This window comes from Butyricicoccus sp. AM05-1, assembly GCF_003474415.1.
Taxonomy (GTDB): Bacteria; Bacillota; Clostridia; order Oscillospirales; family Butyricicoccaceae; genus Agathobaculum; species Agathobaculum butyriciproducens.
The window spans coordinates 67017-79678 of record NZ_QUDG01000002.1 but is presented as its reverse complement, the minus strand read 5'-3'; the positions used below and the strand labels follow the sequence as shown (position 1 = coordinate 79678).

Genomic DNA, 12662 nt, shown 5'->3' with positions numbered 1-12662 from the left:
TTTCGTTTTGTGCGCTTGTACTGTATAATAGGTAATGCAAAATGCAAGTACGAAAAATTTTCCCTTTCACAAAACCATTTGCCGCACCGAACCGTCTAATAGATGAAAGCCGCAGACAGAAAGCGCTTTTGACGAAACCTGTCTGCGCTGTCCGGACGCTTTCGGAAAGGAGAATTCGCTTATGATGGATAGAGAGCAATTTACCTCCGCGGTGCTGGCAGCCGAGCCTACGCTGTACCGCGTAGCGAAAACCATGCTCCGCAGCGAGCATGACTGTGCAGACGCGGCGCAGCAGGCAATCCTGCGGGCGTGGGAGCAACTGGATTCGCTGCGCAGCACGCGGTATTTCAAAACGTGGCTGGTCCGCATACTCATCAACGAGTGCAGCACGATATTGCGCCGTCAGCAGCGGCTTGCGCCGTATGATGCGGCTGCTGCAGAGGCGATACCGGCGCCTGCGGCTGATGATCACAGCGACCTGTATGCCGCCATCACCGCACTGGAGGAAAAGCTGCGCCTGCCGGTGGAGCTGTACTACTTAGAGGGCTTTAAGACCCGTGAGATTGCCGGAATGCTCGGCATACCGGAAAACACGGTCAAGACTCGTCTCCGAGCGGCAAGAGAGCATTTGCGCAAGGACTTGAAAGGAGCGTGCTTCGCATGATGAACCATAATGATTTCCCGAAAATGACCGAAGAATTTGACCGCAGTGTCCGCAGGGCGCTGGACAGCCTGCCCGAGCGAGAAAGCAAGCCGGTACGCCGTTTTTCATCGAAGAAAATCGTCTGCACCGGACTGGCGGCAGCGCTGTGCATCGGCGGAACCGCATTTGCCGCGAATGCACAGAGCTGGTTTCCGCTGCTGTTTCCGAATGGCGGAGACGCGAATCTCGAAGGGTATGTACAGACGGCGGACAACGCCAAGTTGACCGATGAGAACGAGCATTACCGTCTGTCGGTGGAGTCAGTGCTGTTTGACGAGAGTGCGGGTACGGGCGTGATCAGTCTGCACCTTGCAAACAAAAAGCAGGACGGCGTAAAGCCGTTCACGCTGGCGCACCTGATCGACAGCTATCAGAACAAGCCAGACATCACATGGTCCACGCTGTCCTCGTGCTATGCCGAGGAGGGACAGCTTGATTTCGAGGTCATGTACGGCGACAGCGGCTTCTGCGGCAGTGAATTTTATCTCGATACCGCGCGTTCGACCGACAACGACTACTATTTCGAGGGCGCATTTTCGATTTCGAGCGATTACAGGCAGGGAGAGCCGCTCCGTCTGGAGGCACTTGAGCCGGGTAAAACGACCGTGCGTGCGGACGGAGCGGGTACCGCAAAGACGGTTCTGGCGGTCGATCTGCCGGAATTTCAGCAGATGCCGTACCTGACGAGCGCAGACGGCGATGTAACGCTGTCGCAGATCGGCATCCGCATCCGCAATGCGGATATGCACTGCACGGTGGACGAGGTCGATAAGCTGAGCGTGCAGCTGAGGGACGGCTCGGAGTACGTCATTCTGGACGAAAATGCGGATATTGACCGTACTCTGTATACCTACGGTTTCAATTCCACCGAGGACACCGACCGTATCGACACCGAGATTGCGGTGCTCGCGCGTGCATTTGACTTGGATAATGTGCAGTCGGTCACCATCAACGGCGAGGTGTATCCGCTCTCGTGATAAACGGCAGGATAGAGCAACAAAACAGACCGCTAATGCGGTCTGTTTTGCGTTTATGCGGTGAAAAGCTGTGCCCAGTATGCGGTTCCGTTCACAACGGTACAGCCGATGCCGATGGTGGTGAAGCTGCTGCTGAGAATGTTCGCGCGGTGGCCGGACGAGCTCATCCACGACTGCACAACAGCCTCCGGCGTGCTCTGACCATAGGCGATGTTTTCGCCGGCACGCGCGTAGGAAACGCCGGCCTCGGTCAGCGCGGTAAAGCAGGATGCGCCGCTCGGGCGCGTGTGCGAAAAGCTGGTTTGCAGTTCTCCGGCGCGGATCTGCGCCGCCTGCTGCACCGCGGTGCTGATGGTCAGCGCGGGAAGTCCCTGTCTGGCACGCTCGGCGTTTACCAGTGAGACCACCTGCGCGGCGTAGCTGCTGTTCGCGGCGGTGCTTGGTGAGGGCTTGCTCGCAGAAGGACGGCTGACCGTTTGTGTGTAATTCGGACGCACGACGAACGAAAAGCGGTTCTGCTGCAGATGTGCAGCTTCTGCAGCAGTGGTGGATGCGATGACAAGCGCAAGTGCCAGCGGCACGAGTCTCTTGAACTTCATAGGTAGATACCTCCTTGAATTTTGCGGGAAACTCCCATGCACCGTATGATAGCGGGTTTTGTAACCGTTTTGCAATGGAAATCCGAGGAGAAACTGCCGAAGCACGGAAAAAACCGACCGAAACAGGGGAAAATCGGTCGGTTTGGTGAATTTTATCCAAGCTTTTCGATGTCGTACAGGCTGTTCAGCACGAGCCACAGCTGCGGAAAATACCGCATGATATTCCAGATGCTGACGCCTGCCAGCTGATATTCTCCGGCAAGTGCCAGTTTGGCACGGATAGAACGCGCATCCTCAAACCAGACCTCGTGCTCGGCACGGTCGCGCCAGTAGTTGTAGTGCGGAGACTGTGCCGTGTCATCATAATGAATTGGCGCGCCGACCTGAATCGCCTGCTCGACGGCCTGCACGTTGCCCAGACTGCGGGCGCGCGACTGTCCCTGCACATAGGGCAGCGCCCAGTCGTAGCCGTAGTTCGGGATGCCCATGAACAGCTTATCCGGCGGCACCTGCGACACGGCAAACCGCACGACCTGCGCTACCTTGTTAATTGGCGCGACCGCCATCGGAGCGGACAGCGTGTAACCCCATTCATAGGTCATCAGCAGGGCACGGTCCGCCGCAGAGCCGAGCGCGGCATAGTCGTGTGCCTCATACAGAAGACCTTGCTGCGCGGCGGAGGTTTTAGGCGCGAGTGCCGCGAAGACCGTGTATCCGGCAGGCGAGAGCCGCTCGCGGACCGAGCGGACAAACGCGGCATATGCGTCCGCGTCCTCCGGCGGCACGTACTCAAAGTCGATGTCCACACCGGCGAAGCCCTGCATGGCCAGTACCTGTGCCAGATTTTCGATCAGCGCCGCGCGAGCCGTCGGGGTGTTCAGCAGCTGGTGGGCACGTTCGCCGGAGAACTGCCCGTCCTCGCCGAGTGTTGTCAGAACGAGCAAAGGCTTTACCTGATACTGCCGCGCCATGCGCACGAGCAGCTCGGCGGAGAACGGTAAAATGCGTCCGGCGTTGTCAAAACCGACGGAAAATACGGATAAGTACGTCAGATAGGGCAGTGTGCGGCGCAGAACGCGCAGGTCGATGCTCGGATAGGCGTAGCCGTTCACCGCAAAGCGTCCCAGCTTGTTTCCGTAGCTGAGTACAAGCATCTGCCCCGGCTGAATGCGGTCGGTGCCGCCAAGCTGCGGATTGTTCTGCCACAGCTGCATCACGGTTGTGCTGTTCTGCGCGGCAATGCTGCCGAGCGTGTCGCCGCGGCGGACGATGTACGTCTTTTCCGGCTGCGGAACGACAATGGTCTGCCCGGGCGTTAAGCGGTACGGCTCGTGCAGCTCATTCTGCTGGATGAGGAACGGCAGGGGAATACCGTGCAGCTGCGCAATGCGGTACAGCGAATCACCCGGCCGAACAACATGGATCACCATAGAAAAACCACCTTTCTTCCTGCATTTTATGCAGGGGAAAGGTGGTTTTGTGAATGGAGAATGGATAATGGAGAATTAGGGTATCGCGCAAGGATAGCGACATTCTCCATTCTCAATTTTCAATTACTGCTTACAGCAAAATAGCAGAGCCGATGGAAACGATAAGTGCCGTCAGCAGACCGGCAACGCCGATCGCCAGACCGGAAATCGCGCCTTCGGTCTCACCCAGCTCAATGGCGCGCGAGGTACCGACTGCATGAGCTGCCGTGCCGATGGACAGGCCCATCTGCACCGGATTGCGCACGCCGATGCACTTGAGGAAGGTCGGCAGGATGATCGCGCCGATGATGCCGGTGACGACAACCGCAATCGCGGTGATGGAGGTTACGCCGCCGAGCATTTCGGCTACCGCGACTGCAATCGGAGTTGTTACCGATTTCGGCACGAGAGAAAGCGTCGTGCTTTCGCTCAGACCGAACAGATGGCTGAAGAGCAGCACGCTGCCGATGGATACCATCGAGCCGACGAACGCGCCGAGCAGGATGGGCAGCAGGTTTTTCAGCAGTACATCCAGCTTGCGGTAAATCGGGATCGCAAGCGCTACCGTTGCCGGCGTCAGGAAGAACGAGATCAGCTTGCCGGATTCCTCATAGGTCTGGTAGGGGGTGCCGGTTGCGATCAGCAGCGCACCGACCAGAATCGAGGCAATCAGCAGCGGATTGCAGACCGGAGAGCCGGTTTTCCTTTGAATCTCTACGCCGAGTGCATAAAAACCGATGGAAATCAGCAGCCAGAACTGCGAAGAGGAGAGAAGATCAGTCATGGTCGAACGCCTCCTCGGTTTCACGATGCTGCAGACGGAACACGATATGTACGGTCAGTGCGGTAGCAGCGGCAGTACACAGCGTGGTCAGCAGGCAGACGGCAAGGATGGCAAGTGCTTCGCTTTTGATGTCGTTCCAGATTTCCAGCACGCCCAGCATGGCGGGCAGAAAGAAAAACGCCATGTTCTGCAGCAGAAAATCCGCTACGCTCTCTACATGGTGCAGACGTACCGCGCCGAAGATGAGCAGGGCGAGCAGCAGGGTCAGACCGAGCACGTTGCCGGGCAGCAGACCGCGGAGTAAAAGGGAGAGCAGTGAGCCGCCGACACAGCAGGCAAGCAGCACACCGAGTTGCTTCATGTGTTTCAAGGTTTTTGCGCTTCTTTCTCGTTTGCGTAGTTTTTTGTCATTGCGGTGAGCAATGTTTGATAGACGGCCTCGGCGTTTTCCTTAAAGGTACGCTCGAGCATGGCAGCCTGTCCGTGACTGACGACGTTCATTTCCACTGCGAACACCTGCTCCATTTCCATGCGGACGGTCAGGTCGTTCGGGCCGTGCTCGGTGACGGCGGTGTGGATGCCGGCGTCGCGCCGGATCTGGCGGACGACACGCAGCGCAGAGCGCTGTGCGGCTTCGCGGACCGGATAGGGAAGCTGCTTCTCGAAAATGCGGGTAGCCTCGCGTCCCTTTTCGGTGATGGCGTACAGGGTTTCTTCTTCGTCGGGTATCTCCTCGATGTGTCCGGTCGGGACCATCTCGTAGAAAGCCTCGCTCAGCTCAAAGTAGCCAAAGCCTTCGTCGCACCAGGTCGTTAAGTCCACAATGGTGCTGAAGCTGACCGGGAATGGCAGCAGATCCATGGCGAACAGGACCAGAAACTTGATATCCTCTTTGGTATGGATAAAACCGTAGCGAACCATATGCGCGATGCCTCCTTCTCTTCCCCGGCAGGGCGAAACGCCGTTTTCGTCAGTGCTTTTCATAGTATACTACTCGGCAGGGCAAAATGCAATCGGCTGAAATGACAAAGAATATTATATAGAACGGCAAGAATTATACTGTAAAAAAATCAGCAGATGCAAGGCGAACAAATGTGCGATTTTTTGACAATCTCCTATTGAACATAAAAAATGAATGCGGTATACTTATATCGAGATTATGTCGAAACGAGGAAAAAATCATGCCGGAAGTTGTTCTGCGTCCTGCAGAGGAAGAAGATATTGCCGAGATGCTTGCGCTGTATGCGCCGTATGTTGTTCAAACCACTGTGTCGAGCGAGTACGATGCTCCTTCAATGGAGGAGTTTACCCGCCGGTGGCGCACCTATACCCAAAAGCTGCCGTGGCTGGTCTGCCGTATTGACGGCGAGGTCGTCGGCTATGGCTATGCGGCGCCGCACCGTACCCGCGCCGCCTATCAGTGGTCGGTCGAAACGTCCATCTACGTTGCACAGGAGCAGCACCGCCACGGTATCGCCGGTGCGATTTACGCCGCGCTGTTTGAACTGCTGGCGATGCAGGGATACTATAATATCTACGTCGGCATCACTTCACCGAATGAGCGGTCGATGAAGTTCCATAAAGCCATGGGCTTTATCATCTCGGGCGCATATCAGGAGAGCATGTATAAATTCGGTCAGTGGCGCGATGTCCTCTGGATGGGCAAGAGCCTGCGTCCGCATGACGGCGCACCGCAGCCGACCGTTCCGTTCCCGGAGATTAAGGACAGTCCGCTGGTAACCAGAGCGCTCAATCAGGCGGTGGAGAAGATTCATTTTTAATGAGAATTGAGAATGGATAATGGAGAATTAAGGAAACGCCGCGAAGCGGCGTATTAAACAATCGCGCAGAGCGCGATACTGCTTTCGATCTTCAATTTTCAATTCTCCATTCTCAATTTTGTACAGGGGGAGGGAATACAGATGCCAGACAACCCGCATATGGGTCACCGCCAGCGCATGCTGGACAAATTCCGCCGGTTCGGACTGGAGATCTTCAGCGACCACGAGGTGCTGGAGATGCTGCTGTATTTTGCGGTACGGCAGGGCGACACCAACCCGACAGCACACCGGCTGATGCAGCGGTTTGGTTCACTGCATGCGGTGCTCGAGGCAACCGAGGACGAGTTGCAGACGGTCGATGGCGTCGGTCCGCGCTCGGCGGAGCTGCTGCACCTGTGCTTTGCCCTGTTTCACCGTTATCAGGCGGATGTGGCGAAAATGGAGCAGTTTACCGATAAACTGAACACCTATGACCGCATCGGCGCATATTTCGTGCCGCAGCTGTGCGCCGAGCGGGAGGAAGTGCTGCTGGCCGCCTATGTGGATGGCGCGGGGCGTGTGCTCAAGTGCGAGGAGATCGCACGCGGCGGACATGCGCGGGTGCAGGTGGACAGCTACAAGATTGCCCGCGGTGCCTTGATGGCCGGTGCGGCAGGCGTTGCGCTGGCGCATAATCATCCGAACGGCACGCCGACACCTTCGCAGGAGGATTTTGATATGACTGACCGTCTGCAGCGCACGCTCTCCGAACTGGGTTTGGAGCTGGTCGATCACTGCGTTGTGGCACGCAGCAATTTCACATCTATCGGTCGATTAAGAAGCGGAAGTCTAAGAAAACGGTACTGATTTGTAAACGGTCGAAGTAATGGAAAATTGAGAATGGAGAATTGAGAATTAAGGAACCGTGCATAGCACGGAATTTGATACGCCGCTGTGCGGCGCACATTCATTCTCCATTTTCCATTCTCCATTCTCAATTACTGCACACGCTAATAGCAAAGAGGGAGGCCTATTTCCTTGCCGGAATTTAAGATACACAGCCCCTACCAAATGGCAGGCGATCAGCCGGAGGCGGTAGCCAAACTGGTGGAGGGCATCAACAACGGTCTGACCGAGCAGACGCTGATGGGCGTTACCGGCTCGGGCAAGACGTTCACCATGGCGAACATCATCGAGCAGACCCAGCGCCCGACGCTGGTGCTCGCGCACAATAAAACGCTGGCCGCACAGCTCTGCACCGAGCTGCGCGAATTTTTTCCTGAGAATGCGGTAGAATATTTCGTATCCTACTACGATTATTACCAGCCGGAGGCGTATATCGCCTCGACCGACACCTATATTGAGAAGGATTCCGCCATCAATGATGAAATTGACCGCCTGCGCCACTCTGCGACCTCGGCACTGAGCGAGAGACGCGATGTGATCATTGTGTCGTCCGTGTCGTGCATTTACTCACTCGGCGATCCGATCGACTACAAGAGCATGGTCATTTCCATCCGTCCGGGCATGGAGATGAGCCGCGAGGAGCTCATCCGTCGACTGATAGACATTCAGTACGAGCGCAACGACATTGCGTTCGAGCGCAACCGCTTCCGCGTGCGCGGCGACACGGTGGAGATCTGGCCGGTATACTCGGATGAGGATGTTGTCCGTATCGAGTTTTTCGGTGATGAGGTGGACCGCATCAGCCGTATTAACCCGCTGACCGGCGTTTCTCTCGGTGAACTGGGGCATATTGCTGTTTTTCCGGCGAGCCACTACGTCACGCCCAAGGAAAAACTGGAGGAAGCCATCAAGGACCTCGAAGAAGAACTGGAACAGCGCGTAAAATACTTCGAGGAAAACGGCAAGCTGATCGAGGCACAGCGCATCGCGCAGCGCACCCGCTACGACATTGAAATGCTGCAGGAGATCGGTTTCTGCTCGGGCGTCGAGAACTATTCGCGCGTGCTGTCGCGGCGTGCGCCGGGAAGTGCGCCGTACACGCTCATCGACTATTTCCCGAAGGATTTTCTGCTCATCGTGGACGAGAGCCACGTCACGCTCCCGCAGGTGCGCGCCATGTACCACGGCGACCGCGCCCGCAAGGAAAGTCTGGTCGAAAACGGCTTCCGCCTGCCGAGCGCGTATGACAACCGCCCGCTCAATTTTGACGAGTTCAACGACCGTCTGAACCAGATTGTGTATGTTTCCGCAACACCTGCTGAGTATGAGCTGTCGCGCTCGGGTCAGGTGGTCGAGCAGGTCATTCGCCCGACCGGTCTGCTCGATCCGGAGGTCGTTGTCCGTCCGGTTGATGGCCAGATCGACGATCTCATTGGAGAAATCAACGCCCGCACGGCGAAGGGCGAACGTGTGCTCGTTACCACGCTCACCAAGAAGATGGCGGAGGATCTGACCGATTACCTTGAAACCGCCGGCATCAAGGTGCGCTATATGCACCACGATGTTAAGACCATCGAGCGGCAGGAGCTGGTGCGCGATCTGCGTCTCGGCGTGTACGATGTGCTTGTCGGCATCAACCTGCTGCGTGAGGGCCTCGACATTCCCGAGGTGTCGCTCGTTGCCATTCTCGATGCGGACAAGGAGGGATTTCTCCGGTCGGAGACCTCACTCATCCAGACTATCGGCCGCGCCGCACGAAATGAGCACGGCATGGTCGTGCTGTATGCAGACAGCATCACGCCCTCGATGAAGCGCGCGATGGACGAGACCGAGCGCCGCCGTGCGCTGCAGGATGCGTTTAATAAGGCACACGGAATTATCCCCAGGTCTGTGCATAAAAAGGTGCAGGATGTTATCGAAATCACCTCGAATGTGCCCTCGAGCAGCAAGAAAAAGCTGCGAAGCAAGGGCGAAAAACAGCAGGAAATCGCCCGCCTGACCCGCCAGATGAAGGAAGCCGCGAAGATGCTCGAGTTTGAGATCGCAGCACAGCTTCGTGACCAGATTAAGGCGTTGGAAAAATGAAAATTGAGAATGGATAATGAGGTACGCCGCTGCGCGGCGATCAATAAACGTGCAAAGCACATCACCACAATTTTCAATTCTCCATTATTTTGTGATAAGGAAAAAATACAATGCAGGAATATATCCATGTAAAAGGTGCCCGAGAGCACAACCTGAAAAACATCGACATCAAAATTCCACGCGACAAGCTGGTGGTGCTCACCGGCCTGTCCGGCTCGGGCAAATCGTCCCTGGCGTTTGACACGATCTACGCCGAGGGTCAGCGCCGCTACGTTGAATCGCTGTCCAGCTACGCGCGGCAGTTCCTCGGCCAGATGGACAAGCCGGATGTGGACTACATCGATGGTCTTTCGCCCGCCATCTCCATCGACCAGAAGACCACCTCGCAGAACCCGCGTTCGACGGTCGGCACGGTCACCGAGATCTACGACTATATGCGCCTGCTGTGGGCGCGCATCGGCACGCCGCACTGTCCGAAATGCGGCAAGGAGATCCACCAGCAGACCATCGACCAGATCATTGACCGGCTGATGGCGCTTGAAGAAAAGACGCGCGTGCAGCTGCTTGCGCCGGTCATCCGCGGCAAGAAGGGCGAGCACGTTAAGGTGTTTGAGGATGCCCGCAAGCAGGGCTATGTCCGCGTGCGTGTAGACGGCGAAATCCATGATCTTTCGGAAGAATTCAAGCTGGCGAAAACCAAGAAGCACAACATTGAGATCGTTGTTGACCGCGTTGTCATCCGTCCGGACGCCCGCGGACGCATTACTGATTCGGTGGAGACCGCGTCTGCGCTGTCGGGCGGTCTGGTGATTGCGGATGTCATTGGCGGCGAACCCATCACGTTCTCGCAGAACTACGCCTGCGACGACTGCGGCATTTCCATCGAAGAGCTTACCCCGAGAATGTTCTCATTCAACAACCCGTACGGTGCGTGCCCGGTGTGCACGGGTCTGGGCATTCAGAAGCGTGTTGATCCCGATCGCGTTATCCCGAACCGCCATCTTTCGATCAAGCAGGGCGCCATCCGTGCGTCCGGCTGGGGCAGCGCCGACCCGGGTACGATCGCGGGCATGTACTACACTGCACTCGGCAAAAAACACGGCTTTACGCTCGAAACGCCCATCGAGGAGTTCTCCGAGCAGGCGCTCGACGAGCTGCTGTACGGCACCGGAGATGAACCGCTCGAGCTGTCGGTCAGCCGCATTTCGGGCGGCGTGATGCGCCAGCCGTTCGAGGGTATCATCCCCAATCTGGAACGCCGTTACCGTGAGACCAACAGCGAGTGGTCGCGCGGCGAGATTGAAGAAGTGATGAGCGAAAGTCCGTGCCCGGCATGCCACGGCCGCCGTCTGCGCCCGGAGGTGCTGGCGGTCACGCTCGGCGGACTGAACATCGCAGAGTTCGCGGAAAAGTCGGTCGTCAAGGCGATGGAGTTCCTTCACACGCTCAAACTGACCGAAATGCAGCATAAAATCGGTGACAGAGTAATCAAGGAGATTATGGACCGCCTCGGCTTCCTACAGTCGGTCGGCCTGGAATATCTGACGCTTTCGCGCTCGTCCGGCACGCTGTCCGGCGGCGAGAGCCAGCGTATCCGGCTGGCAACGCAGATTGGCTCATCACTGATGGGCGTGCTGTATATCCTCGACGAGCCGTCCATCGGTCTGCATCAGCGCGACAACGACAAGCTGCTTGCGACCCTGGGGCGGCTGCGCGACCTCGGCAACACGCTCATCGTGGTCGAGCACGACGAGGACACCATGTTTGCGGCTGACCACATCGTGGACATCGGTCCGGGGGCGGGCCGCAACGGCGGCGAGGTCGTGTTCGAGGGCACGATAGACGAGCTGCTCAAAAGCGACAAATCCATCACCGGACAGTACCTTTCGGGCAAAAAATTCATTCCGGTGCCCGAAATCCGGCGCAAAGGCAACGGCAAGAGCATCACGGTCAAAGGCTGTGCGGTGAACAACCTCAAGCACACGGATTTCACGATTCCGCTCGGCACGCTGACCTGTGTCACCGGTGTTTCGGGTTCGGGCAAGTCCTCGTTCGTCAACGAAATCCTGTACAAAAAGCTGGCAGCGGAGTTGAACGGCGCGAAGACCCGAGCCGGCGCGCACGACGAATTCATCGGCATCGAGAATCTCGACAAGGTCATCGACATTGACCAGTCGCCCATCGGACGCACGCCGCGCTCCAATCCGGCGACCTATACGGGTGTGTTCAACGATATCCGCGACCTGTTTGCCAAAACGGCGGACGCAAAGGCGCGCGGCTACAGCGCAAGCCGTTTTTCCTTCAATGTCAAGGGCGGCCGCTGTGAGGCCTGCTCGGGTGACGGCCTGCTCAAAATCGAAATGCACTTTCTGCCGGACGTTTACGTTCCCTGCGATGTATGCAAGGGGCGCCGCTATAACAAGGAGACGCTCGAGGTGCGCTACAAGGGCAAAAACATCTACGAAGTGCTGGATATGACGGTGGATGAAGCGTGTGAGTTCTTCGCCAACGTGCCGAAAATCGCACGCCGTCTGGAGACCATGCGCGAGGTCGGTCTGGGCTACGTTAAGCTGGGGCAGTCCTCCACAACGCTGTCCGGCGGCGAGGCGCAGCGCGCCAAGCTGGCGACCGAGCTGTCCAAACGCTCGACCGGCAAGACCATCTATATCCTCGATGAGCCGACCACCGGTCTGCATGTCGCAGATGTCCACAGGCTTGTGGATGTTCTGCAGAAGCTGGTGGATGCAGGCAACACGGTTGTTGTCATCGAGCACAATCTGGATGTCATCAAGACTGCGGACTATATCCTCGACCTCGGTCCCGAGGGCGGCGACGGCGGCGGCCGACTGGTCGTTTGCGGTACGCCGGAGGAGGTTGCACAGTGCGAGGGTTCGTATACCGGACAGTATCTCGGCCCGATTCTCGCCCGCAAAAACGGCGGAAAACGCGAACAATAAAACAGCAAATCAAAGCGGGCACTCCGACAAGGAGCGCCCGCTTGTTCTCTTTCCATAGAGAACAAAGCGAAAAAATTATGCCTCGCGCGACAGCGCGCATTCAATCGGATTTGCGTAGCAAATCCATAAAAAGGCGGGGCGTGTACGCGCAGCGCGACCGTGAAGTCGCGCAAGGATAGCGCCTGCCTTTTTATACAAGGGAAGAAAAATGTGCCCGTAGGGCGCGGCTTTTCGTCGAAATTCGCTCGAAAGCGTGGTTTCGAGCGAGAAGCTGTTCCCAAAACGATCGTTTGGGGAACAGCTTCAAAAATGTTGTGATTTTGGGTGTGTTTTGGTATAATAGTGATAATATAAAATCGGAGTTACTATACGCAGGCGCCGGAAGGCGTGCTGCTGCCGTGACTCAGGAAGGGATCGTTCAA

At 57.0% G+C, this 12662-nt stretch carries 11 protein-coding genes; 6 read left to right on the top strand and 5 right to left on the bottom strand.

Annotated features, from left to right (window positions below):
• The first annotated feature begins 181 nt into the window (after positions 1 to 181).
• Positions 182 to 664 carry an RNA polymerase sigma factor gene (locus DW088_RS04290; RefSeq protein WP_227108921.1) on the top strand — a complete coding sequence of 161 codons (483 nt, stop codon included), beginning with the start codon at positions 182 to 184 and terminating at the stop codon, positions 662 to 664.
• Entirely contained in the window at positions 661 to 1680 is a 1020-nt protein-coding gene (locus tag DW088_RS04285; RefSeq protein WP_118359775.1) for a hypothetical protein, read from the top strand. The genes DW088_RS04290 and DW088_RS04285 overlap by 4 nt, the downstream gene beginning before the upstream one ends.
• A gap of 53 nt (positions 1681 to 1733) precedes the next feature.
• Here the strand turns inward: DW088_RS04285 and DW088_RS04280 are convergent, their stop codons facing one another.
• The 5 genes from DW088_RS04280 to DW088_RS04260 form a co-directional block, all read right to left on the bottom strand.
• Complete coding sequence (locus tag DW088_RS04280; protein ID WP_118359773.1) at positions 1734 to 2279, bottom strand: CAP domain-containing protein; 546 nt, start codon at positions 2277 to 2279, stop codon at positions 1734 to 1736.
• A gap of 152 nt (positions 2280 to 2431) precedes the next feature.
• The gene (locus DW088_RS04275) at positions 2432 to 3709 is read right to left on the bottom strand and encodes a glycosyl hydrolase family 18 protein (protein WP_118359771.1); all 1278 of its coding nucleotides are present in this window, start codon (positions 3707 to 3709) and stop codon (positions 2432 to 2434) included.
• Between the two features lie 130 nt (positions 3710 to 3839).
• Positions 3840 to 4532: an LrgB family protein gene (locus DW088_RS04270; protein ID WP_118359769.1), complete on the bottom strand. Its 693-nt coding sequence runs from the start codon at positions 4530 to 4532 to the stop codon at positions 3840 to 3842.
• Entirely contained in the window at positions 4525 to 4893 is a 369-nt protein-coding gene (locus DW088_RS04265) for a CidA/LrgA family protein (RefSeq protein ID WP_147357269.1), read from the bottom strand. Before DW088_RS04265 ends, DW088_RS04270 begins: the two co-directional genes overlap by 8 nt.
• A gap of 5 nt (positions 4894 to 4898) precedes the next feature.
• A complete protein-coding gene (locus DW088_RS04260) occupies positions 4899 to 5453 on the bottom strand; it encodes a DUF4364 family protein (protein WP_158574606.1) in 555 nt (184 codons plus the stop codon).
• Positions 5454 to 5713: 260 nt separating this feature from the next.
• Here DW088_RS04260 and DW088_RS04255 point away from each other — a divergent pair, with 260 nt between their 5' ends.
• The 4 genes from DW088_RS04255 (at position 5714) to uvrA (ending at position 12240) form a co-directional block, all read left to right on the top strand.
• A complete protein-coding gene (locus DW088_RS04255) occupies positions 5714 to 6313 on the top strand; it encodes a GNAT family N-acetyltransferase (protein ID WP_117489440.1) in 600 nt (199 codons plus the stop codon).
• A 141-nt stretch (positions 6314 to 6454) separates the two neighbouring features.
• The gene (locus tag DW088_RS04250; RefSeq protein WP_118359765.1) at positions 6455 to 7159 is read left to right on the top strand and encodes a JAB domain-containing protein; all 705 of its coding nucleotides are present in this window, start codon (positions 6455 to 6457) and stop codon (positions 7157 to 7159) included.
• A 204-nt stretch (positions 7160 to 7363) separates the two neighbouring features.
• Positions 7364 to 9283 carry an excinuclease ABC subunit UvrB gene (gene uvrB, locus DW088_RS04245; protein ID WP_243029803.1) on the top strand — a complete coding sequence of 640 codons (1920 nt, stop codon included), beginning with the start codon at positions 7364 to 7366 and terminating at the stop codon, positions 9281 to 9283.
• 110 nt (positions 9284 to 9393) lie between these two features.
• Complete coding sequence (gene uvrA / locus DW088_RS04240) at positions 9394 to 12240, top strand: excinuclease ABC subunit UvrA (protein WP_118359761.1); 2847 nt, start codon at positions 9394 to 9396, stop codon at positions 12238 to 12240.
• Positions 12241 to 12662 lie beyond the last annotated feature (422 nt).